The organism is Streptomyces sp. TRM70350, assembly GCF_019219825.1.
Classification (GTDB): domain Bacteria; phylum Actinomycetota; class Actinomycetes; order Streptomycetales; family Streptomycetaceae; genus Streptomyces.
Window position 1 is genome coordinate 43,260 of record NZ_JAHUXH010000011.1, and the last position, 23,128, is coordinate 66,387.

Annotated in this window: 17 protein-coding genes; 14 read left to right on the forward strand and 3 right to left on the reverse strand. The window is 70.5% G+C overall.

What is annotated here, in order from left to right; genetic code table 11:
* The 5 genes from KWI83_RS18760 to KWI83_RS18780 all read left to right on the forward strand — a co-directional run bounded on the left by KWI83_RS18760 (position 1) and on the right by KWI83_RS18780 (position 3,002).
* Entirely contained in the window at positions 1 to 162 is a 162-nt protein-coding gene (locus KWI83_RS18760; RefSeq protein ID WP_218515518.1) for a hypothetical protein, read from the forward strand.
* Positions 163 to 335: 173 nt separating this feature from the next.
* A complete protein-coding gene (locus tag KWI83_RS18765) occupies positions 336 to 551 on the forward strand; it encodes a hypothetical protein (RefSeq protein WP_218515519.1) in 216 nt (71 codons plus the stop codon).
* Complete coding sequence (locus tag KWI83_RS18770) at positions 538 to 1,047, forward strand: DUF6879 family protein (protein WP_218515520.1); 510 nt, start codon at positions 538 to 540, stop codon at positions 1,045 to 1,047. The genes KWI83_RS18765 and KWI83_RS18770 overlap by 14 nt, the downstream gene beginning before the upstream one ends.
* Before the next feature lie 11 nt (positions 1,048 to 1,058).
* Positions 1,059 to 1,877 carry a helix-turn-helix transcriptional regulator gene (locus tag KWI83_RS18775; RefSeq protein WP_308122112.1) on the forward strand — a complete coding sequence of 273 codons (819 nt, stop codon included), beginning with the start codon at positions 1,059 to 1,061 and terminating at the stop codon, positions 1,875 to 1,877.
* A gap of 654 nt (positions 1,878 to 2,531) precedes the next feature.
* A complete protein-coding gene (locus KWI83_RS18780) occupies positions 2,532 to 3,002 on the forward strand; it encodes an NUDIX domain-containing protein (protein WP_218515521.1) in 471 nt (156 codons plus the stop codon).
* Between the two features lie 65 nt (positions 3,003 to 3,067).
* Here KWI83_RS18780 and KWI83_RS18785 read toward each other — a convergent pair whose 3' ends face one another.
* Both KWI83_RS18785 and KWI83_RS18790 read right to left on the reverse strand, forming a co-directional pair.
* On the reverse strand, positions 3,068 to 3,490 hold the full coding sequence (locus KWI83_RS18785) for a recombinase family protein (protein ID WP_308122104.1): 423 nt from the start codon (positions 3,488 to 3,490) through the stop codon (positions 3,068 to 3,070).
* 343 nt (positions 3,491 to 3,833) lie between these two features.
* A complete protein-coding gene (locus tag KWI83_RS18790; protein ID WP_218515522.1) occupies positions 3,834 to 5,420 on the reverse strand; it encodes a recombinase family protein in 1,587 nt (528 codons plus the stop codon).
* A 406-nt stretch (positions 5,421 to 5,826) separates the two neighbouring features.
* On the opposite strand from KWI83_RS18790, the gene KWI83_RS18795 reads away from it, so the two are divergent.
* From KWI83_RS18795 to KWI83_RS18835, 9 genes are all read left to right on the forward strand, one after another.
* Positions 5,827 to 6,936: a hypothetical protein gene (locus KWI83_RS18795; protein WP_218515523.1), complete on the forward strand. Its 1,110-nt coding sequence runs from the start codon at positions 5,827 to 5,829 to the stop codon at positions 6,934 to 6,936.
* A 48-nt stretch (positions 6,937 to 6,984) separates the two neighbouring features.
* On the forward strand, positions 6,985 to 7,716 hold the full coding sequence (locus KWI83_RS18800; protein WP_218515524.1) for a TIGR03936 family radical SAM-associated protein: 732 nt from the start codon (positions 6,985 to 6,987) through the stop codon (positions 7,714 to 7,716).
* A 249-nt stretch (positions 7,717 to 7,965) separates the two neighbouring features.
* Positions 7,966 to 12,537 (forward strand): Rne/Rng family ribonuclease, encoded by a 4,572-nt coding sequence (locus KWI83_RS18805; RefSeq protein WP_218515525.1) that lies wholly within the window; start codon positions 7,966 to 7,968, stop codon positions 12,535 to 12,537.
* A 224-nt stretch (positions 12,538 to 12,761) separates the two neighbouring features.
* A complete protein-coding gene (rplU, locus tag KWI83_RS18810; protein WP_004931419.1) occupies positions 12,762 to 13,082 on the forward strand; it encodes a 50S ribosomal protein L21 in 321 nt (106 codons plus the stop codon).
* A 14-nt stretch (positions 13,083 to 13,096) separates the two neighbouring features.
* Positions 13,097 to 13,351 (forward strand): 50S ribosomal protein L27, encoded by a 255-nt coding sequence (rpmA, locus tag KWI83_RS18815; protein ID WP_023550764.1) that lies wholly within the window; start codon positions 13,097 to 13,099, stop codon positions 13,349 to 13,351.
* Positions 13,352 to 13,479: 128 nt separating this feature from the next.
* Positions 13,480 to 14,916 carry a GTPase ObgE gene (gene obgE / locus KWI83_RS18820; RefSeq protein WP_218515526.1) on the forward strand — a complete coding sequence of 479 codons (1,437 nt, stop codon included), beginning with the start codon at positions 13,480 to 13,482 and terminating at the stop codon, positions 14,914 to 14,916.
* A gap of 332 nt (positions 14,917 to 15,248) precedes the next feature.
* A complete protein-coding gene (locus KWI83_RS18825) occupies positions 15,249 to 17,003 on the forward strand; it encodes a stealth family protein (RefSeq protein WP_218515527.1) in 1,755 nt (584 codons plus the stop codon).
* Positions 17,000 to 17,992, forward strand: coding sequence for a hypothetical protein (locus tag KWI83_RS18830; RefSeq protein WP_256362491.1), 993 nt, complete (start codon positions 17,000 to 17,002; stop codon positions 17,990 to 17,992). The genes KWI83_RS18825 and KWI83_RS18830 overlap by 4 nt, the downstream gene beginning before the upstream one ends.
* A gap of 5 nt (positions 17,993 to 17,997) precedes the next feature.
* On the forward strand, positions 17,998 to 20,826 hold the full coding sequence (locus KWI83_RS18835) for a stealth conserved region 3 domain-containing protein (protein WP_218515528.1): 2,829 nt from the start codon (positions 17,998 to 18,000) through the stop codon (positions 20,824 to 20,826).
* Positions 20,827 to 20,904: 78 nt separating this feature from the next.
* Here KWI83_RS18835 and KWI83_RS18840 read toward each other — a convergent pair whose 3' ends face one another.
* A complete protein-coding gene (locus KWI83_RS18840) occupies positions 20,905 to 23,109 on the reverse strand; it encodes a trypsin-like serine protease (protein WP_218515529.1) in 2,205 nt (734 codons plus the stop codon).
* Positions 23,110 to 23,128: the final 19 nt, after the last annotated feature.

A 23,128-nucleotide genomic window follows, 5' to 3' on the forward strand; every position in this document is an offset into this window, starting at 1 on the left:
GTGGCTGAGACACTCGCTGGTCTGACCGAGGCGGAGCGTGCCGAGATGCTTCGCACCCTCGGTGCGAAGGGGCGCGAGCAGGCGCCCCGTGAGGTGCGGCGCACGCCGCTGCCCGCTCCCCGGCGAGCCGAGAGCATCGTCTCTTCGGTCGAGTGGGTGTGATCGATGAGAGGCGTTCGGACAGTGACAGTCCGGCGCCTCTCACTCGTTGTGGGATGCGGTTCCCGCACAGATGAACGGCTTTCCCGTTCTGGAAAGCCAGGGATCTTGACCCCGCTGCCCGCAGGTCGGAAGCATCGATCGGGACGCTGACTGTCGACGTGAGGGGGGAAGCCGTGGGCGCACCGCTGCGGAAGCTGTCGGGAGACCCGGACTGCAAGAACGGCACGTGCCCGACTCTGTGGGGTACGGACGACGGCAAGGACTACGTGGTGCAGGGATACGTGATCACGGGCCCTGAGCGGCTGGCACAGCTCGACCTGCCCGAGGGGGAGACGGCCGTCATGATCCCGGCCGCAGTCCTTGAGGAGTACTTCAGTGCTCGCGGGTGAGGAGTTCGGCCGTCTCTTCGAGACCTTCGAGCGCACGGCCTTCCGGCTGGAAACGCTCGCCGTCTACGACGTTGACGAAGAGCGCGAAGAGATCGCGCGGTTCCTCGCGGGTGAGGACATGGGGCCGGACTGGGACGACAACCCGTGGGTGCGCTCGATGACGGACAAGGGCAAGAGCGTGTCGCGCGTGCACGTCCTGCGCTCTCCGCTGACGGACTACCTCCGGTACGAACTGGCCGCATACCCCGGCAACATCAAGGCGGGCGAGTCCATCGGAATCATCGATCTCGCCGAGCAGGAAGTGGCGGGCCTTCCGGATCACGACTTCTGGCTCTTCGGCGACCGTGACGTGTACCGGATGCACTACACCCCCGAAGGCAAGTTCGTCGGCGGTGAGCTGTTGCCCGCTGACCGGCTCGCGGAGTACCAGGGTTACCGAGACGTGGCGCTCACTCACGCCGTGCCGTTCGCGTCCTACTGGGAGCGGCACCACTGACCACGGACTCGATCGGGAAGGCCCTTCGGGCGCTGCGGGAGGCATCGGGACTGACCGGTGACGCGGTGGCCCGCAGGGCTTCCATGTCTGCGGGAAAGCTCTCGAAGATCGAGAACGGCAAGACCCTACCCACGGTCCAGGACGTCGACCTGATCCTTTCGGCACTCGATGTCTCGGGCGACGTGAAGGAACAGTTCCTCGCGACTGCCCGAGCCGAGGCTACGGAGGCGACAGCATGGCGCCTGCTGCGCCGCATGGGACCGTGGAAGCACCAGAACACCATCAAGGCCATCGAGAGCAGCACAGCCCTGCTCAGGCTGTTTCAGGTACAGCTCATCCCCGGACTCCTCCAGACTCCGGAGTACGCCACAGCGGTGTTCTCCCTGCCGCCCGCGCTACCGGAGGAGACCAGGGCTCGAACAGTGGCTGCCAGGCTGGAGCGGCAGGCGACGCTTTACGAAGACGGCCGATCGTTCCACTTCGTCATCTGCGAGCACGTCCTGCGGTGGCTGGTCTGCGAGCCGGCCGTCATGGCTACCCAACTGGACCGGGTTGTGTCCCTGTCCCGGCTCCCCAACGTGAGCATCGGCGTCGTGCCGCTGACCGGCCGGATGCCCGACTTCCCCATGACGTGCTTCAGCATCCACGATGACCGGCTCGTGATCGTAGAGACGTTCCACTCGGAGATCACCACGCGCGAACCCAGGGACATCCAGACGTACGTCGAAACCTTCGAACGCTTCGCCGCTGTGGCGCTCTACGGCGATGACATGCGCGCCTGTGTCGAGAGCATCCGAGATGAGTTCTTGCCTCAACAGGAAAGAACGTAGGGCCGCTTCGCTGGAGCCCCAAGGATGGTCGCAGCGAGATCCAGGCGGGGAGGCCGTACAGGATGAGCACACCGAAGACGACGATGGCGGAGCCAGTGCACCTGACAGCTCCAGCCCGGGAGCCGGAACCCGTGGCAGGCTGCCGCGAGTGCCTCGGCATCGCGGTGACTCGAACCAACGCCCGATCGGTTGGGGGCTACTCGAAGGCGTCAGACGCGAACGTCGCTCTCCGGACGCACCTTCGGGCAGAGCACGGGGCCGAGTGATGGTGCGCTCCGTCCTGCGGTACGTGAGGCACCGGATCACGCAGCACCCGGATACGGACGTGACCTTTGAGGCCGAGTGCCTGCGGTGCGAGTGGACGGCTACGCCCTCGACAGACGGTGCGGCGGTCGATGTGGAGTGCATGAGCCACACCGGCCGGACAGGACACGGAGTCTTCCGGCGTCTCTGTACGTCGTTCGCGATGGTGGTCCGGGACGAGTGACCGGCAGGGTTCCGGCGTGCTGAGAGGACGGCAAGGCATGCCGGAAGGGGCGCGGCATGCGCAACCGCGCGCCCCTGTGCTGGCCCCTGTCGACTCCCCCGTGGTCGGCAGGGGGCCAGCCGTTCGAACCGCTGTACGCGCCCCACGGGGGCGCAGAGAGGCTTGTGATGCGACGGCTACGGGTGTTGGTCCTGGTGCTTGCCGAGCACCCCAAGGGGCCGCGTGTCCTCATGGTCAAGGACTTGTTCAACGGGGCATGGTCCCTGCCGGGTGCCGAGGTGCCCGAGGGTGAAGCCATACCCGATGTGGGAGTGCGGGTACTGGAACGGCAGACCGGCTTGGCGCTGCGCCTTGCTCGGTTGCTGGCCGTCGACCACGCGCCGGGCGGGACGTTCGCCAGTGAGCCGGACACCCTGACTGTGGTCATGGACGGCGGATTCGTCGGGAAGGAACGGGCACGCGTGCTGGCACAGCTCCCCTCGGAGGTGGGCCCCCTGCTCCCCATGCGGTGGGCAACGCTGGCCGAGGTGGAGACAGAGCCGGGGTACGTCCGGCACGCCGTTGTAGCCAGCGCCCAAGGGATGCCCCTGCCCGTGCTGGTCGATGGCGTGTCCGACATGGAGACGGCTACGCGGTAGGGGAACGCGAACGGCCCCCGACAAGGGGGCCGCTCTGGTGTGGGATGCGCCTGCGTGCGCCTGTCTCAGGCGCTCTCGCCGAGGTGGCGGTACAGGGTGGCACGGGAGATCCCGAGAGCCTTGGCGATGGCGCTCACGCTCTCGCCCTTCGCCTTCCTGGCACGGGCAACGGTGAGCACGTCCTCATCGACAACAGACGGCCGTCCGCCGGTACGCCCCTGCGCCTTGGCTGCGTCCAGTCCTGCGCGGGTGCGCTCCTTGATGAGGCTGCGCTCGAACTCCGCCATGGCTCCGACCACCTGAAGCATGAGACGGCCGTCTGCCGTACCGGGGTCGATGTTGGCCAGTGCACCCGTGAGCACCTTGAACCCGATGCCTCGCTCTCGAAGGGTGTCGACCATGGTCACAAGGTCGATGAGGGACCGGGCGAACCGGTCGAGCTTCCACACGCACAGGGTGTCGCCGTCCACCAGGACCGGTGACCACACGCCGCACGGACGACTTCGATCGTGATGTTCAAGGGGGACGCGACCTCCTGTCGGCCTCCGAGGGCAGCGCGTAGCCGTGCCTCGGCGAGTGGATGGAAGTCGCGCAGTACCGTCCTGCGCTTCGGGATGCCCTCGGCTTTCCCTGCGAGCCCCTCGGGATCGCGGCCCCTCACGGAGTGGCCAGCTCTACCGCTGCTGAACAGCGGGAGCTACGGTGTCCGCTCTTCGAAAGAGCGGGAGTGGCTTTTTACATGGAGGGGTGCTTGGCCGTCAGCCTGGCTGGCCGTACCCCCTGCTCTACGCGTCGCAGCAAGCGAGCCAGGGCAAGGGGGGCACGGCTCGGTTAGAGCTTGGCGGCGAAGTCGTCGCTCTTGATGACGAGGCACTCGCGCACATCGCGAGGGATCTTCAACCGCAGGTGCACGGACGGAGCGCGCACTCCCTTGACCTTTGTTCGGGTCACCTCGCACGTGATGCCGACTCGGCGCAGGTCCTCCGCCATGGCTTCCATGCCGCCCTCTTCCCACACTTCGCGGAACGTCTTCCCGTTGCGGACGAGGGTCCACCGGTCCTGTGTGGTCTCGGGGTCGATGGCGTTCAGTTCGTCCGTGAGCTTGTCGAGCGCCTTCTCCGCCTGCTCCCGCGTGAACCGCGTCTTCGTGTAGCGGCCTCCCGGTTCGAGCTCGGTCATGTAGTAGGCGATGGCCTCTTCGAGGCGCTTTACCTCGGCGCGGGCTTCGGCTCCTCGTGCGTACTGCCGGACCTGTACGGGGAAGTCCCCGAGGACTCGAAGGACATCGCTCACCAGTACGTCGTAGACGCCCTGAGGGTCGGGGGCGCCGAGCCCTCCGCTCTTGCAGTTGCCGCACCGCAAGTAGGCGTAGTCCCGTCCCTTGTGGCTCGTCTTCTGCACGGTCATGTTGGTTGAGCAGTCGACGCAGATCAGCACGCCGAGGAACTGTGTGGCTCCGCCTGTCTGCCGGGCAGGCTGGTTCTTGCTTCGGCGGTTGAGTGCCGCTTGAAGGGTCTCGAACTCCTCCTCGGTGAAGATTGGGGGAGCGACCCGTATCGGCTTGCCGTCGTTGCCGAGGACGATCCTGCTCCGCCGTTTCCCGCCCTGCTTGTTCTCTTCGACCCGGTACCCCATGAGCGCCGGGTTCCGAAGGCGACGGAGCAGAGTTGACGGGGTGAGCCCGGCGGACATGAGTCCAGAGCGGACGATGCACAGAACCATGCGACGGGCGGACACTCCTCGCAGAGCCATGCGGCGAGCCCAGTGCAGCGCTTTGTGCGCGTCGGGCTCGATGGCAAGGGCAGGCTTTCCGTTGATCCTCGTCGTGGCGTAGCCGTACGCAGGCTTACCGACAAGCCATGCGTCCTGAGTCCGTGTGTAGTCCCACAGCGACGTCACACGGGTCGACGTGTTCGCTGCCTCGATCTCAGCGATGCCACCGATGAGCGTGACCATGATCCGGCCGACAGTCGTACCGAGGTCGATCGCGTCGTTCTTCGAGACCAGGTTCTTCCCGTACCGCTCGCACCACTCGATCATGGTCGAGAGATCCGTCATGCGACGGATGAAGCGGTCGAGCTTCCAGAAGAGGAGAGCGTCGAACTCGGGGGCTCGGTTGTTGAGCCACTCGCCGAGAGACTTCCGCTTCCACGGCGGGACCTTCGTTGCCGACACGTTGAGATCCGAAGCGACACCGACGATGCGGTACCCCTTGTCTCTCGCCAACAGGCGGAGGTCGAGTTCCTGTCGCACCGGCGACGTAGTGTCGTCCGTCAGTACAGACAGGCGGATGGAGAGCAGGGCTCGGGGAGCGTCCTCGGGGAGCAGGGCCTCCGCCCTCTTCAGTTCCTCCAGCAGCGCCAGGTCTGAGGCGGTCCACTCGGTCTCTACGTCGTACGTCTTCACGTCGCCGGACACTACCCGATGGATTTGGGTCCGTGTCTTTGTCGCAGATGGACACGCACATCCAGATCGGCCCGACGGGCAAGAAGTTGCTGCCGCTCAGCGTGGTGAACGCGGCGGGCGGCGGCCGCTGACGTCAGGGCGGCGGCAGCAGGGGGCCACCGTCTCCGGGGTGGTCCGCAGGCGGTGGGCGATGGTGGAGCGGCCGTTCTCGTCGCCGAGGGGCGGTGGCACCTCGTCCGGCCGGGCGGGCCGGAGGGCGAACGCGCGTGCGGCGGTGTCGGCCACCCGGGCGTCCGACCGGCAGGACCGCCATCTGCTCGGTCGACTGCCGCGGTTTTCGAATGAGAGTGCGGGCCACGGGCCGGACGAAGGTGTGGATCCGCGGATCCACACCGGGAGCTGTTGCGTCTACGCCGGTATGGAACTGGAAAAGCCGCGTGCTCAGCAGCCACCTGACGGGTGCCTCGTGGTCGCGATCCGTGTTCCGGTGCGGATCGTCATGCTCGTCGTCGTCCTTCCGGTGCGCATGGCGTGGGACGCGCTCGTCGTCGCCGGGCGGTTCCTCAACGACACGGTGCTCAGGCCGGTCGGGCGCGCGCTGCTGTGGCTGGGGCGGGCGGTGTTCGTGTGGCCGTTCGTGGCGCTGTGGCGGTGGGTGGTGGTGCCGGTGGGCCGGGCGCTGGCCTGGCTCGGAAACGTGCTGGTCGTCGTGCCGTGCGGGTGGCTGTACCGGTACGTCCTGACGCCGGCCGGGCAGGCGATCGCGTGGGTCGGGCGGGGGATCGCGGCGGGGCTGACGTGGGTGTACGCGCGCGTGCTCACGCCCGTGGGCCACGGGATCATGTGGGTCCTGAAGGGCGTCGGCGCCCTGCTCGCCGCCGTGGGGACCGGTGTGTTCACCGCCGTGGCCTGGCTGGTGCGGCACCTCCTCGTCGTACCCGCCACCTGGCTGTACGAGTGGGTCCTCGCGCCGGTCGGGCGGGCGATCGTGTGGTGCGTGAACGGGCTCCTGTGGCTGGTGCGCATGATCGCCACCGGGATCGGCACGGCCCTGTACTGGACCTGCCGGATCCTGTTCGTGCTGCCCGCGCTCGCCCTGTGGCGGTGGGTGCTGGTGCCCGTCGGGCGTGTGCTCGCGGTCGTCGGGCGGGAGATCGGGGCCGCGCTCGGGCATGCCTGGCGGGTCGCCGGGCACATCTCGCTCGCCGTCGGACGGTTCCTCGGGACGCTCTTCCGATGGATCTTCGTGGAGCCGGTGCGATGGGTGTACGCGCGCGTGCTCACGCCCGTCGGGCATGTGGTCCGGGACGCCGTCCTGCGGCCGGTGGGTGAGGCGCTGCGCGCCGCGGGGCGGGCCGCGCGACAGGCGCTGGCGTCCGCGCGGGACAGCGTGCGGCAGGCGCGGGCCGACGTCCGGCGGATGCTCTTCGGCGAGCCCCGGCAGCCGCGGGTGATGGTCCGGCGGGAACCCGCGGCCGCCGACACACGTACTCTTGGTAGCAGTACGACCGCTCTCACGAAGGATTGAACGACACTGGGCAAGCGACAGCCCGAAGGCCCGCCGCCGGCACCCACGGTGCAGCGCGTCCGACTGCGCTACACCAAGCGCGGCCGCCTCCGGTTCACTAGCCACCGCGACTTCCAGCGCGCCTTCGAGCGTGCGCTGCGCCGCGCCGAGGTGCCCATGGCGTACTCGGCGGGGTTCACCCCGCACCCGAAGGTGTCGTACGCCAATGCCGCACCCACCGGCACGGGCAGTGAGGCGGAGTACCTGGAGATCGCGCTCACCGAAGCGCGCGATCCGGAGAAGCTCAGGATCCTGCTCGACGAGTCGCTGCCCGACGGGCTCGACATCGTCGAGGCGGTCGAGGCCCGCACGTCGGGGCTCGCCGACCGGCTGACGGCCTCCGTCTGGGAGCTGCGGCTGGACGGCGTGGACATGGCCGAGGCCGGGCGCGCCGTGGCCGCGTTCAACGCGGCCGACGCCGTGGAGGTGCAGCGGCTGACCAAGAACGGCGTCCGCACCTTCGACGCCCGCCCGGCCGTGGTGAGCCTGAGGACAACCGAAGAGCACACTTCGCAGGCTGATAGGCCGACCGACCAGCCCTGTGCGATACTGCGGCTGGTTGTTCGGCACGTGACGCCTGCCGTACGACCCGACGACGTCCTGTCCGGTCTCCGCGCCGTGGCCGACCTGGCGCCGCCGGTCCCCGCAGCGGTGACCAGGCTGGCGCAGGGGCTGTTCGATGAAGAGACCGGCACGGTGACAGACCCGCTCGCGCCTGACCGCGAGGCGGGCCCCGCTTAGGACGGACGTCGTAGCGCCGCCCTCGTACTCGGGAGCCACCTGGGTCGGGCAGCGCACCGACCAAAAAGACTTTCGCCAGGCCGTTCGCAACACGGCGTACGGAACCGGCGAGACAGGACAACAGAGAGCTCCCGTGCGGCGCCCGCGCCCCGGACGGCGGCAGTCGCGCATCGCGCGAGCCGCGGACGTCACCGGCATCATCGCCGGACCAGGTGCGGCGCCCGGGAGCCTGACGGGAGAAACGCCCGCATGCTCGAGCCGATCGAACCCACCGAGGGTTCCGAACTGAACACACCCAGCGACACCCTGCCGCCGCGTCGTCGGCGCCGTGCCGCTTCCCGACCGGCGGGTCCGCCCGCCACCACGTCCGAGACGCCGGCGGAGACCGTCGCGCCGGCCATACCGGCTGCTGACGCCGCGGACCTGGCCGCGGGCGACCTGCCTTCCGCCGAAGCCGCCGACCTCGCCGCGACCGACCTTTCCTCTGCGGCTGCTGAGGAGGCCGGGGAGGTCGAGGAAGCTCTTGAGGCAAGCGAGGTCTCTGCGACTGAGGAGACTGTCGGCGCTGCAGAGGCCGCCGAGAGCGTTGAGGCTGTCGAGGAGCCCGCGCCCGTTGGGCGTACGCGTCGTCGTGTGACCCGTCGGGTGTCCGCGCCCGCCGGGTCCCCGGCGTCCGCCGAGGCCGCCGAGGCCGCCGAGACGGTCGTGCCGGTCGTGCCGGTCGCCGCTCAGGCCGCCGCGGAGCCGGTGGACGAGAGCGCCGTCGCCCATGTCGTCGAGGAGCCCGCTCCGCCGCGTCGCCGCCGGGCCACGCGCCGGGTGTCGGCACCTGTCGGGGCCCCGGCGTCCGCCGATGCCGCCGAGACCGGCGTACCCACTGCTGCCGCGTCCGTGAGCGCTGAGGCCCCCGACGCCGGTGCGGCCGCCGAAGAGACCGCGCCCGGGGTCGAGGAGGCCGTGCCTGCGGGGCGTGCGCGTCGGCGGGTGAGTCGTCGGGTGTCCGCGCCTGCTGGGGCTCCGGTTGCCGCTGAGGTTGTGCAGCAGGAGGCTGCCGAGCCGCAGGCCGAGCCGGGGGCTGCCGAGGGGGCTGAGGAGGCCGTGCCTGCGGGGCGTGCGCGTCGGCGGGTGAGTCGTCGGGTGTCCGCGCCTGCTGGGGCTCCGGTTGCCGCTGAAGCTGTGCAGGAAGAGGCTGCCGTCGAAGCGGCCGCAGTCGAGCCGCAGGCCGAGGCCGCGGCTGCCGAGGAGGTCGAGGAGGCCGCTCCGCGCCGGGTTCGCCGTCGGGCCGCGCGCAGGGTCTCCACGCCTGCCGAGACCACCGAGAGCGGTGCGGGCGAGGCCGTCGAGGCCGCCGGTGAGCAGGGCGACGAGGCTCCCGCCCCGCGTCGTACGCGTCGCCGCCGGGATGCGGCCGAGGCGCCCGCCGAGCCCGCCGCTGCCGAAACCACCGAAACCACCGAAACCACCGAAGCCGCCGAGGCCGCCGAGGCCACCGAAACCACCGAGGCCGGCGAGCCCACGCGGGCCGAGCAGCCCGCCGAGCCCACGCGGGCCACGCAGCCTGCCGTGAGCGAGGAGGCCGCCGGTGACCAGGGCGGTGCCTCGCGTCGTACGCGTCGGCGGGTCGCGCGGAAGGCGGCGACCGGTTTCGCCGCGCCCGCGCAGCCGGAGGCCGAGGAGCCCGAGGCTCCGCTGCGGCCCGCGCGTCCGGCGGTCGCGGTGTTCCAGCCGCCGGTGTTCACCGAGCCGAGGTTCCAGACGCCCCAGCGAGCCGCCGCGGAGGCGGCCGCCGAGGCGGCGGAGGAGGCCCCCGAGGTCGAGGAGTTCCCCGAGGAGCCGACCGGGCCGCGGCGTCGCCGTCGGCGCCGGGGCGCCGCAGCCGCGGAGGAGACCGAGGCGCAGGCCGTCGAGACCGCCGTGGACGAGGAAGCCGAGGAGGCGGAGGAGGCCGAGGAGGCCGCCGAGCACGCCGTCGAGGACGAGGAAGGCGAGGAGACCGGGTCGCGTCGCCGTCGTCGTCGGGGTGGTCGGCGTCGCCGCCGGGGCGAGTCCGGTGACTTCGCCGAGGGTGACACCGACGAACTCGCCGCCGAGCAGGCCGAGCAGGCCGAGCAGGCCGAGCAGGCCGAGCAGGACGCCGAGGACACCGCCGAGCAGGTCGAGGAAGACGCCGAGGAGGAGGAAGGCTCCGCCGCGGAGGCCGCGGGTTCGACCTCCAGCAGCCGCCGTCGCCGTCGCCGTCGGCGCCGGGCCGGGGACACCACCCCGGACACCGAGCCGACCGCCGACGACCCCGAGCGCACGGTGGTCAAGGTCCGCGAGCCCCGTCCGAAGGCCGAGCCGTCCGACGAGGTGCAGTCCATCAAGGGCTCCACGCGTCTGGAGGCCAAGAAGCAGCGCCGTCGCGAGGGCCGTGAGCAGGGCCGTCGCCGCGTGCCGATCATCACCGAGGCCGAGTTCCTGGCCCGGCGCGAGGCCGTCGAACGAGTGATGGTCGTCCGGCAGAACGGCGACCGTACGCAGATCGGCGTCCTGGAGGACGGCGTGCTCGTCGAGCACTACGTCAACAAGGAGCAGGCGGTCTCGTACGTCGGCAACGTCTACCTCGGCAAGGTGCAGAACGTGCTGCCGTCGATGGAGGCCGCCTTCATCGACATCGGCAAGGGCCGCAACGCCGTCCTGTACGCGGGTGAGGTCAACTTCGAGGCGCTGGGCATGGCCAACGGCCCGCGCCGCATCGAGTCCGCCCTCAAGTCCGGCCAGTCGGTCCTCGTCCAGGTCACCAAGGACCCGATCGGGCACAAGGGCGCCCGCCTGACCAGCCAGGTCTCCCTCCCGGGCCGCTACCTCGTGTACGTCCCCGAGGGCTCCATGACCGGCATCAGCCGCAAGCTGCCCGACACCGAGCGGTCGCGGCTGAAGACCATCCTCAAGAAGATCGTCCCCGAGGACGCGGGCGTCATCGTGCGCACCGCCGCCGAGGGCGCGAGCGAGGACGAGCTGCGCCGGGACGTCGAGCGGCTGCAGGCGCAGTGGGAGGACATCCAGAAGAAGTCCAAGAACGGCAACGCGCCGACGCTGCTGTACGGCGAGCCGGACATGACCGTCCGCGTCGTGCGGGACATCTTCAACGAGGACTTCTCCAAGGTCATCGTGAGCGGCCCGGACGCCTGGGAGACCATCCACGGGTACGTCGCCCACGTGGCGCCGGATCTCGCCGGGCGGCTGCAGAAGTGGACCAGTGAGGTCGACGTCTTCGCCACGTACCGGATCGACGAGCAGCTCGCCAAGGCGCTGGACCGCAAGGTATGGCTGCCCAGCGGCGGCTCGCTGGTGATCGACCGGACCGAGGCGATGGTCGTCATCGACGTCAACACCGGCAAGTTCACCGGCCAGGGCGGCAACCTGGAGGAGACGGTCACCAGGAACAACCTGGAGGCGGCCGAGGAGATCGTGCGCCAGCTGCGGCTGCGCGACCTCGGCGGCATCATCGTGATCGACTTCATCGACATGGTGCTGGAGTCCAACCGGGACCTGGTGCTGCGCCGCCTGCTGGAGTGCCTGGGCCGGGACCGTACGAAGCACCAGGTCGCCGAGGTGACCTCGCTGGGCCTGGTCCAGATGACCCGCAAGCGGGTCGGGCAGGGCCTGCTGGAGTCGTTCTCCGAGACCTGCGTCCACTGCAACGGCCGCGGTGTCATCGTGCACCTGGACCACGCGGCCGCCGCCGGTGGCGGCGGCAAGCGCAAGAAGCGCGCGCGGGCCGGTGCCGAGCAGCCGGAGCCCACGCACGAGGCCGTGGCCGGTGAGATCGTCGAGACCGGCGCGACCGCCGAGGAGGAGGCGGAGACCGAGGCCGAGGTCGCGGCGGAGGTCGCCGAGCCGATGGCGCTTCCCGCGCCGGAGTTCGAGCCGGACGAGGAGCTGTACAGCAGCGTCGCCGAGGCCGAGGCGGCGGTGTCGCGCGGGCGTTCGCGGCGCCGGGCGAGCCGTCGGGTCTCGGCTCCGGCGGGCGCGCCCGCGCCGAAGAGCGAGGCCGACGGGGCGGGCGTACCGGCGCCCACGGCTCAGGAGGTGACGGCCGAGGAGGAGGCCGCGCGTCCGGTGCAGCCGGAGCCGGCCGCCCAGGCGCACGCCGAGCCCGTTGCCGTCGAGGACCCGGTGGTCGAGGCCCCGGCGCCCGCGGAGGCTCCGGCTGAGGAGGCCGCGCCCAAGGGCCGTACGCGCCGTCGGGCGACCCGCAAGGTGAGCGCACCGGCCGGTTCGCCGCCGTCGGCGTCGGCGGAGGCGGCGGTGGTGACGGTCGCCGAGACCGCGCCCGCCGTGGCGGAGACGCCGGTCGCGGCGCAGCCGGAGCAGGCCGAGGCGCCCGCCGAGGCCGCCGCCCCGGCCCGTCCGCGCCGCCGTGCGGTCCGCAAGGCCACCGCGCCGACCGCGCCGGCGGAGGCGGCCGTGGTGGTCGTGCCGTCGGCGGAGACGCAGGCGCCGGTCGCGGAGCAGTCCGCCCAGGAGGCCGAGCAGGCTCTCGTGGAGGCCAAGGAGGCCGCCGCCGAGGCCGTCGACGTCGAGGCCGACGAGGCCGCCCCGGCCAAGAAGACGGCCCGTAAGACGGCCAAGAAGGCCACGGCGAAGAAGGCCGCCACCAAGAAGACCGCGGCCAAGAAGACGGCCGCGAAGAAGGCGACGGCCAAGAAGGCGGCGAAGTCCACCGCCACCAAGACGGCCGCCGCCAAGGCGACCAAGGCGACCAAGGCGACGTCGAAGAAGACCGCGGCGGCCGAGCAGTCCCAGCCGACCGTGTCGGTCTCGACCGACGAAGGCTGACGCCGCGCAGTGACGGTGTGCGGCCGGGTGACCGGCCGCACACGCTCACCACGGGGCCCGGTTTGACCCTCTCGGCCACCGCCCCGTAACCTTGACCGTCGGCGTGTCCACTGAACGCGCCACATCCCCGTAAACCTCTTCCTCCCGGGTCACCGGGAGAGGCCGTCCGTGTTCGGGCGGCTGGCCTGCGGGGGTGCCGTTCTCCGAGCGAAAGAGAGATCCGCGTGTACGCCATCGTGCGCAGCGGTGGTCGCCAGCACAAGGTTGCTGTCGGCGACATCGTTGAGGTTGACAAGATTTCCACCGCCAAGGTTGGCGACACGGTCGAGCTCTCGACCCTGCTCGTTGTCGACGGCGACGCTGTGACCAGCGACCCGTGGGTGCTGGCCGGCATCAAGGTCCAGGCCGAGGTCGTGGACCACCACAAGGGCCAGAAGATCGACATTCTGCGCTACAAGAACAAGACCGGCTACCGCCGTCGTCAGGGCCACCGCCAGCAGTACACGGCGATCAAGGTCACTGAGATCCCCGCGGCTGCGAAGTAAGGGACTGAGGAGAGATGGCACACAAGAAGGGCGCATCGTCCACCCGTAACGGTCGTGACTCCAACGCTCAGCGCCTCGGCGTGAAGCGCTTCGGCGGTCAGGTCGTCAACGCGGGCGAGATCCTGGTCCGTCAGCGCGGCACGCACTTCCACCCGGGCGCCGGTGTCGGCCGCGGCGGCGACGACACGCTGTTCGCGCTGCAGGCCGGTGCGGTGGAGTTCGGTACCCACCGTGGCCGCAAGGTCGTGAACATCGTTCCGGTCGCCTGATCGGAAGCTTTCGCGAGGCGGACCTCACTTCCCTGCGGGGAAGCGGGTCCGCCTTTCGCGTGTTGCTCAAGAGACATTCCCGTACTCCCCCAGCCTTCGGCCGGGGGGACCCCCAGGAGGCACATCCCATGACCACCTTCGTGGACCGCGTCGAACTGCATGTCGCCGCGGGTAACGGAGGCCACGGCTGTGCCTCCGTCCACCGTGAGAAGTTCAAGCCGCTCGGCGGGCCCGACGGCGGCAACGGCGGGCGCGGTGGGGACGTGATCCTCACCGTCGACCAGTCGATCACCACCCTGCTCGACTACCACCACTCCCCGCACCGCAAGGCCACCAACGGCAAGCCCGGCGAGGGCGGCAACCGCTCCGGCAAGGACGGCCAGGACCTGGTGCTGCCGGTGCCGGACGGCACCGTGGTGCTGGACAAGGCGGGCAACGTCCTCGCCGACCTGGTCGGGCACGGCACCTCCTACGTCGCCGCGCAGGGCGGCCGGGGCGGGCTCGGCAACGCCGCGCTCGCCTCCGCCCGCCGCAAGGCGCCCGGGTTCGCGCTGCTCGGTGAGCCGGGGGACGTCCAGGACGTCGTCCTGGAACTCAAGACCGTCGCCGACGTGGCGCTCGTGGGATACCCGAGCGCGGGCAAGTCCTCGCTGATCTCCGTGCTCAGCGCCGCCAAGCCGAAGATCGCCGACTACCCCTTCACCACGCTGGTGCCGAACCTCGGTGTGGTCACCGCCGGTTCGACCGTGTACACCATCGCGGACGTGCCCGGGCTGATCCCGGGCGCCAGCCAGGGCAAGGGGCTGGGGCTGGAGTTCCTGCGGCACGTGGAGCGGTGCAGTGTGCTGGTGCATGTGCTGGACACCGCGACGCTGGAGTCCGACCGTGACCCCGTCTCCGACCTCGACGTCATCGAGGCGGAGCTGCGGGAGTATGGCGGGCTCGACAACCGGCCGCGGATCGTCGTGCTGAACAAGATCGACGTACCGGACGGCAAGGACCTCGCCGAGATGGTGCGGCCGGATCTCGAGGCGCGGGGCTACCGCGTGTTCGAGGTGTCGGCGGTGGCGCGGACCGGGCTGAAAGAGCTGTCGTACGCGCTGGCCGAGCTGGTCGCGCAGGCGCGGGCCGCCCGGCCCAAGGAGGAGTCGACGCGGATCGTCATCCGGCCCAAGGCCGTGGACGACGCGGGCTTCACCGTCGTACGCGAGGACGACGGGCTGTTCCGGGTGCGCGGCGAGAAGCCGGAGCGCTGGGTGCGGCAGACCGACTTCAACAACGACGAGGCGGTCGGCTATCTCGCCGACCGGCTCAACCGGCTCGGTGTGGAGGAGGAGTTGGTCAAGGCCGGAGCCCGGGCCGGGGACGGGGTGGCCATCGGGCCCGAGGAGAACGCCGTGGTGTTCGACTGGGAGCCGACCGTCATGGCCGGTGCGGAGATGCTGGGCCGCCGCGGCGAGGACCACCGCATGGAGGCGCAGCGGCCCGCGGTGCAGCGACGCCGGGACCGGCAGGCCGAACGGGACGAGCTCCAGCGGGAGTTCGACGACTTCGAGCCGTTCTGAAGCCAGCCGTTCTGAAGCCAGCCGTTCTGAAGCCAGCCGTTCTGAAGCCAGCCGTTCTGAAGCCAGCCGTTCTGATTCCGGCCGTTCTGATCCCGGCCGTTCCGAGCGGCGGCCGTGCGGGCCGTACCCGGCCGGTACGGGGTGCTGTGGTGATGTCAACGCTCGTGGGTGATTGTCCCTTTATATCGTCATGTCTGGCTGCTTGCTAACGTACACAAGTATGCAGACGTGAGGTAAACACACTGCATACTTGATATTTCCGTATTCTGAGCAGTGGTTGATCGGAGCGGCCGTTCACCGGACGGCAGCCCATCGGAGGGGGAGTTCCCGCAGTGCGAAACCCTGAGGCGTCGCGTTTGGTCGGTGTGTACCGTCGCGCGGTTCCGGTCGGCGCGCGACGGATGATCGCGGAGCACGTGGGGACGGATCTGCGAGAGCAGGTGAAAGCCCGCATAGCCGCCGCCGCCGAGCTGCGGGAGCAGGCGGTACGGCTACGGGTGACGCGCCGCCACCGGGAGCTGCTGGCGCGGTACGACAGGACGGTCGTCAGCGTGGCGGGGGCGCCGCGCATCGCCCATGTCGTACCCGGCATCACCCCGCTCCAGGCGCGCCGGGCCAATCTTGAGACGGTGACGGCCGCGCTGCGCGACGCCGGTGTCGACTACTTCTGCGTGCGCTCCACCTCCGACACGGCGGCCGCGGTCGCCGTCCGCGCCGAGGACCGGGAGCGTGTGCTCACCGCGCTGCGCCGGGTCTGCCGGGCCAGACCCGGCTACGTCGTTCCGGTGCGCGGGAGGCAGCTCCAGGAGGACTCCGCGCTGCCCGGCTACGGGCCGGGTTCGTGGAAACGCGTCGCCGGCGCGGACGTCGTCCGCTGCACCTGGTACCTCACCGACCGGACCAGCCGTCTGGTGCTGGGCGTGCGCTACGGCTGCGACATCGAGTTCTGGCGGCGGGAGGACGGCGAGCTGGTCGCCCCGCGGCGCAACGGGATCGCCGAGGCGGTGCCCGCGGACGAGCCCGCGGTCGAGGCCGACGAGAGCCTGTTCACCGACTTCACGTCGCTGCCCGCGGAACGCGAGCCGGTGCGGGTAACGACGCGGCCGGTCTTCGCCGCGGGAGCCGTCGGGCGCCGCACCTTCCCCATCGACGTGGTGTACACCTGGGTGGACGGCTCCGATCCGCGCTGGCTGCAAGAGCGGGCCGCCTTCTCCGACCGGCCGTACCACGAGGAGGCGGCCAACGCCGCGCGCTACCTCAGCCGGGACGAACTGCGCTACTCGCTGCGCTCGCTGCACCTTTACGCGCCCTGGGTGCGCCACATCTACCTGGTGACCGCCGACCAGACGCCGGCGTGGCTGAACACCGACCACCCGCGGATCAGAGTCGTCAGCCACAAGGAGATATTCAAGGACCCGGCCGCGCTGCCGACGTTCAACTCACACGCCATCGAGAGCCAGCTGCACCACATCGACGGCCTGTCCGAGCACTTCCTGTACTTCAACGACGACGTGATGCTCGGCCAGGAGATTCTTCCGCAGCACTTCTTCCTGCCCAACGGTCTCGGGAAGTTCTACCTCTCGCCTGCCCTGATTCCCTACGGTGAACCGTCCCCCGACGATCCGCCCGTGGCGGCCGCAGGCAAGAACAACCGCAGGCTCCTCGCCGAACGTTTCGGCGACACCATCTTCCGGAAGATGAAGCACGTTCCGCACGCGCTGCACCGCAGCGTGCTGGACGAGATTGAGGCGGAGTTCCCCGAGGCGCACCGGCGCACGGCGGCCAGCAGGTTCCGCAGCTCCGGCGATGTGTCGGTCACCTCGTCGCTGCACCACTACTACGCCTTCCACACCCAGCGTTCCATCCCCGGCGAGGACCTGGTGTACCGCTACTGCGACGTCGGCAAGCCCGGCGTGGAGCGGGTCCTGGGCCGGCTGCTGGCCACCCGGGACGCACACGTCTTCTGCCTGAACGACACGACGTCGACGGAAGCGGAGCTGAGCCGCCAGCAGGCCCTGATGACGCGCTTCCTTGACGAGTACTTCCCCTTCCCCAGCCCCTTCGAGCGTGGTGCAGACAACCGATGAGACAACTCCCCACTCCGCACAAGGTGATGCGCAAGGGGTATGCCGTAGTCCGCTCGACCCGGTCGCGCCTGAACCATCTGGTCCTGGTACCGCCGAGCGCCGACGACTGGCCGCGGGTCACCGCCGAGCACCTGTCCCTCTTGGACGGCAGGACCCTGAACTTCTGCGTCCGTGTGCCGGACGAGGTGACGGCCTCGTCGGCCTCCCTGCTGCTGGGCGGATCCTCGTCCCCGGTCGTCATCCCGCTCACCCTCGTCCAGCGCGGCGACGGTCACGTCGAGGCACAGGGCACCGCCGTCCTCGACCTGCTGGAGGCGGACGCCGACCAGCACCGGCCGCTGCCCGCGGGGATGCGCAGGTTCCTGCTGGCCGCCGGGCAGTGGCGGCTGTCCGTCGTCTTCACCGACGCTGCCGGGGCCGAACGCCGGTACGCGCTGGCCAAGGCGCCCCGGCTGATGCCCGACGGGCCCACGACTCCCGGGCCGGTGCGCGAGGACGGTACCTACTGCCGCCTGATCGCATCGGGTACCGGACGGGCGTACGTGTCCGTGGGCAGGGACGACGCCGAGGCCGAGATCCTGTCCGTGAAGATCGGCTGGTCCGAGGTGACGCTGGAGGGCCGGCTCGTCAACGCTCCGGCCGATGAGTGCCGCGGCGACGTCGAACTCGTCCGCAGGGGTGGCAAGGCGGCCCGTGTCGTGCCGGCCACCTGGCAGGGTGACACCTTCGTCTGCTCGCTGAAGCCGGCCGACTTCGGCGACCTCGGCACCAAGGAGCAGATCTTCGACGTACGTCTGCGGCGGCCGCGTCGCCGGTCGCTGAAGATCTCCCGGCGGCGCACCGAGGTACGCAACCCCGGCGACGTCTTCCGGATGCCGTACCGGCTGCTGACCGGGGAGGACGACGGCACCGTGCTCAGACTCAACCCGTACTACACGCCCATCGGCAGCCTCGCCTTCCGTGCGGCCCACCTTCCTTCTGGATGCTGACAACAATGAAGATCACTTTTCTGCTCACCTGGGGCGACGAGATGGGCGGCACGGAGCAGGCCGTCTACACCCAGGCGACGCACCTGGCGCCCCGGCACACCGTCGAGGTGCTGAGCGTCTTCAAGACGCGTGAGCGCCCCTTCTTCTCCGTGGACGAGCGGGTCTCGGTGCGGTACCTGGTGGACCGCACCGGCAAGACCGAGCGGCCGGTGCGCGACAGCGGCATCGGCGCCGAGGAGTGCCGCCGCCTGGCCGGGCTGCCCAGCGAGCTGATCAGCCCCAAGTGGGAGGCCACCTTCGACGCCCTCTCCGACGTCGAGATGAACCGCGCCCTGCGGACCATCGACACGGACGTCCTGATCACCACCTCGCCCGCCCTGATGTCCGCCGTCGCCGACCTGGTGCCCTCCCGGGTGATCACCATCCACCAGGAGCACCGGCCCTCGCAGCTGCGCGGCGCCACCGGCGAGCCGCTGCTGCTGCGCGCTCCCGAGATCGACGCCCTGGTGGTGCTGACGGAGCGCACGAAGCAGTGGCTGGAGGAGTCGCTCGGCAAGGCGGCCCCGCGCCTGGCGGCCATCCCGAACGCGATCCCCGAGGGTTTCCGGCCGCGTTCCAGCCTGACCGGCAAGAGCATCGTGATGCCGCGCCGCCTGGTGCCCGACAAACAGGTCGACCACGCCATCCAGGCCTTCGCCAAGGCCCTGCCCGACCACCCGGGCTGGCGGCTGCGCATCTTCGGCGACGGCCCGCAGATGTCCCGGCTGCGCAACCTGGTCCAGGGCCTCGGCCTGCACGACGCCGTGGAGATCCTCGGGCCGAGCCAGCACATGACGGAGGAGTGGGCCAAGGCCAGCCTGACCATGCTGCCGTCCCAGGACGGCGAGGCCTTCCCGCTGGTGCTGCTGGAGGCCTTCGCCGCCGGTGTCCCGGCGGTGGCGTACGACATCGTCACCGGACCTGCCGAGATCATCCGGCACGGCGTGGACGGACTGCTCGTCCCGCCCAACGACATCGACGGGCTGGCCGAGGCGATATCCCGGCTGATGGGCGACGAGGAACTGCTGCGTTCCTACGGGGAGAACGCCTACGACGGCTCCGCGCGCTTCGCCGCGGACGTCATCGTCAAGCAGTGGGAGGAACTGTTCACCGAGCTCGTGCTGCGGCGCGACGACCCGCAGCGGATGGCGGAGCGGGCCGACCGCATGGCCCACCGCGTGGCCCACGGCGGCGCGGGCCGCTTCCACGCCGCGGTCGCCGCGGACCGCACCGCCCCGTCGTCGGGCGACCAGCGGGCGCGTGAGCTGGTGATCGGCGCGGCCAACCGTTCCCTGGTACGGGCCGCGGGCCGGCTCTCCGAGGTCCGCGACGACCTGCAGGGCTCGGACATCCTGCAGCGGAACTTCGAGACGGTCATCGCCGCACTGGAGAAGCACGACATCCCCTACGTGCTGCTGCGGGACCGGGAGGACACCCCGCGCCAGCGGGTGGCGGTGGACAACACCCACCAGGAGCGGGTGCGCAAGGCCCTGGCCACCGAGTACGAGGGCAAGGCGGTGTACGCCGAACTGCTCAAGCCCCGCACGCACGCCCCGGGCGTGCTCCTGGCCGAACGCCTGGAAGGGGCCGGCGAGGTCGCGGGGTTGCGGGTCTTCCGTCCCGTGGTCACCTCCAGCCGTACCCTGCGCTTCGGCCCCGCCTACGGCTGCGACGTGGAGTTCTGGCGCCTGGTGCCGGAGGAGGAGGGCGGCGACGGCCAGTTCGTCGCGCCGCTGCGGCCGAGCGCGGTCGGCCCCAAGCTGCCGTCGCTGACCGCCGACGCCCGCCTGCGCGTGCGGGACCGGGAGTACCCCACGCTGGAGCCGTTCACCAAGAAGCTGGTCAGCGACATCACCTTCCCGGTGGACGCCGTCTACACCTGGGTCGACGACTCGGACCCGCGATGGCAGGAGCGCCGGGCCCAGCGGCGCGCGGCCCTCGGCCTGGACGCCGAGGCGTCCGGGGACGAGGCGGCGCGCTTCCGCAACCGGGACGAGCTGCGCTACTCCCTGCGCTCGCTCGCGATGTTCGCGCCCTGGGTCCGCAAGATCTACCTGGTCACCGACGACCAGACGCCCGAGTGGCTGAACACCGAGCACCCGGGCATCGAGGTGATCTCGCACCGGGACATCTTCACCGACGCAAGCTGCCTTCCCACGTTCAACTCCCACGCCATCGAGAGCCAACTGCACCACATCGACGGGCTGTCGGAGCACTTCCTGTACATGAACGACGACGTTTTCGTCGGCAGGCCGCTCAGCGCGCAGAAGTTCTTCCAGCCCAACGGCACGAGCCGCTTCTTCTGGACGCCGACGACCGTGCCGATCGGGGAAGCGACCGAGGAGGACGAGGGCTACTTCGCCGCGGCGAAGAACAATCGCCGGCTGCTCGAGGACCGCTTCGGGGTGACCGTGGCGAACAGCTTCGCGCACGCTCCGCACCCGTTGCGCAAGAGCGTCCTGCAGAAGATCGAGGCGGAGTTCCCCGAGAGCGTGGCCCGCACCGCGGCGAACCCGCTGCGCGGCTGGCAGGACATCTCCATGGTCTCCTCGCTGCACCACCACTACGGCTACCTGACGGGTGCCGCGGTGCCCAGCAGCATCCGGTGCGCCTACATCGACGTGGGCACCTACGCACGGCACCCGGAGCTGACGCGTCTGCTGGCGATCCGGGGCCACGACGTGTTCTGCCTCGGCGAGTCGCGGGACGCCGAGGTTCCGGACCAGGAACAGGCCCGCATCATCGACGCCTTCCTGCGCGCCTACTTCCCGGTGAAGAGCCCGTACGAGCTCTGAGCACGACGCGTCACGACGAAGGGGGGCTTTCCCCGGCCGAAGGCCGGGGAAAGCCCCCCTTCTTGCTGTCGGGTCCGGCTAGCGGACCACGTAGCCGAAGCGGCCGCCGGTGGCCGGCAGACCACCCTGGCCGGGCTGGTAGGTGGTGATCGCGGCGTTCGAACCGCCGGCGGTCACGTTGGACAGCGGCAGGGCGTAGACCGTGCCGTAGCTGCCCGGACCGTACGGCATGCCCACGTACAGCTTGGTGCCGGTGTAGTGGATGCTCCGGCCGAGGTGCTGGTTGGCGCCCGCGGGACCCGGGATGCCGGAGTTGCCCGCCTCGATCCAGCGGTTGTTCGTGTCGCGCGAGCCGAGCAGCGAGAAGGTGGTGATTGCGCCCGCCTTCGCCGTCGTACCGACGGCCTCGTCCGTGATGCCGACGGCCAGCTTCATCGTCGCGGTGGTGCTCACCTCACGCGGTGCCGTGTTCACCGCGGCCAGGGTCTGGCCGAAGCGGTCACCGGCCTCGGAGGTGCCGGGGACGGCATCGGAAGAGGTGCCGGAGTAGTACGTGCTCAGCTGCTTGTACGTCCCCGCGGCGGTGACCTCGAACGTGATGACGTTGCCGGTGTCGGTCTTGTTGACACCGTCGATGTCCAGGTCCTCACCGGGAGAACCGACCGCGAGAATCGAGTGGGTGGCGGCCGCCGCTCCGGACGGGCGGTAGGGGACCAGGGCCAGGGACCTGCCGAACTGGTCGCCCGCCTCGGCTGCGCCGGCGACGGTGTCCAGGTCCTGGTCGAGACCGAACAGCGGGGTGGGCCGCTTCTCGGAGTTCAGCCGGTGGCTGAAGACCGCCAGGTTGCCGGCGCCCGCGTCGGAGCCGATGGCCTCGCCCGGGGCGCCGATGGCGATGTGGTTGGCGTCGGCCGCGACGACGGCGCCGAAGCCGTCGTTCGCCTCCACCGCACCCGGCACATCGGTGCTGTCCTGGCTGATGGCGATGTTGGTGTCGCCGTGCACGTAGAAGGCCATGCCCGCCTTCGCGGTGGAGCCGATCGCCTCGCCCGGCGAGCCGATCACCACGAACGGCTCGCCCGCGGCGGTGGTGCCCGCGGCGATGGCCTGGCCGGTGCGGTCACCGCTCTCGGGGGCGGAGTTCTTGAAGGAGCCGGTGCCGGCGCCCTGCTCGAAGTGGGTGTTCTTGATCGCCCCGGTGCCGATACCGCCCCGCGCGCCGTACAGAATGTCGACCATGCCGGCGTCGGTGGCGCTGCCCAGGTCCTCGGACGGCGTGCCGACGACCAGGTCGGTGCAGCCGTCCTGGTTGTAGTCGACGGTGTCGATCGCCTCGCCGAACCAGTCGCCGGCCTCCGAGCCGCCCGGCACCCAGTCGAGGTCCTGGTGGAACTCGGCGGTGCCCTTCCCGCCGCCGTAGACCACCCGGACGACCCCCGCTCCGTCGTCGCCGCCGACACTCGCCTTCGGGTCGGCGATGGCGACGTCCTCGACGCCGTCGCAGTTGAAGTCGGTGATGGGCAGGGCGCCGACGGTGGACGTCACCCAGGAGTTCAGGTCGTCGACGCGGGCGGCGATGCCGCCGGTACGGGTCTCAGCGGTGTCGATGCCGAAGCAACCGCCCTGGTAGGAGCGGCTGTTGAGGGCCACCAGCTGCGGGCTGCCGTTGGTCGTGCGCACCACCGGACCGCCGGTGTCGCCCATGCAGGCGGCCGCGCCGTCCTTGCCGGTGAAGGTGGCCGTGGTGGCGTCGGCGGCGTCCACCGTCAGCGCGCCGGTGTGCAGCTTCAGCGGCGCCCACTCGGTCTTGGTGCGCCCGTACCCGGCGAACTTCAGTTCCTCGCCCGCGGCGGGTGCGGTGGTGGCCACGGTGACCGGGGCCACGTTGGTGACCGGCCGGTTCAGACGGGCCAGGACGACGTCGCGGTCGGTGCGCGGCACGAGCTGCACCACCTCGCGCTCGGCTCCGTCGGAACCGCTCAGGTCGGAGCGGCCGATGGTGGCGGTCGTGGGCTTCGCGGGCTTGCCCGCGGGCACCGACAGGCTCGTCGCCGGGTCGTCGGCGAAGCAGCTCGCCGCGGTCAGCAGCCAGTCGGGGGCGACCAGCACGCCGGAGCAGCCGCGATCGTGGTCACCGACGATGACCTGCGCGGTGTAGCTGAAGGAGGTGTCGGTGGCCGGTGTGCCGGTCACCGCTGACGCGGGCGCGGCGCACAGCGCGACCGGGCCGACGGCCAGGGCGGCGACCAGTGCCGCAAGGCGCACGTGTCTGGTGTGTCGCATGATGTGATTCCTTGGACTC

Bases quoted from the DNA above. Each gene is read 5' to 3' on its own strand.
- KWI83_RS18835 (WP_218515528.1), top strand. From the start codon at position 17,998: ATGAAGATCACTTTTCTGCTCACCTGGGGCGACGAGATGGGCGGCACG.
- obgE (WP_218515526.1), top strand. From the start codon at position 13,480: ATGACCACCTTCGTGGACCGCGTCGAACTGCATGTCGCCGCGGGTAAC.
- KWI83_RS18795 (WP_218515523.1), top strand. From the start codon at position 5,827: ATGGAACTGGAAAAGCCGCGTGCTCAGCAGCCACCTGACGGGTGCCTC.
- KWI83_RS18830 (WP_256362491.1), top strand. From the start codon at position 17,000: ATGAGACAACTCCCCACTCCGCACAAGGTGATGCGCAAGGGGTATGCC.
- KWI83_RS18805 (WP_218515525.1), top strand. From the start codon at position 7,966: ATGCTCGAGCCGATCGAACCCACCGAGGGTTCCGAACTGAACACACCC.
- KWI83_RS18840 (WP_218515529.1), bottom strand. From the start codon at position 23,109: ATGCGACACACCAGACACGTGCGCCTTGCGGCACTGGTCGCCGCCCTG.
- KWI83_RS18780 (WP_218515521.1), top strand. From the start codon at position 2,532: ATGCGACGGCTACGGGTGTTGGTCCTGGTGCTTGCCGAGCACCCCAAG.
- rpmA (WP_023550764.1), top strand. From the start codon at position 13,097: ATGGCACACAAGAAGGGCGCATCGTCCACCCGTAACGGTCGTGACTCC.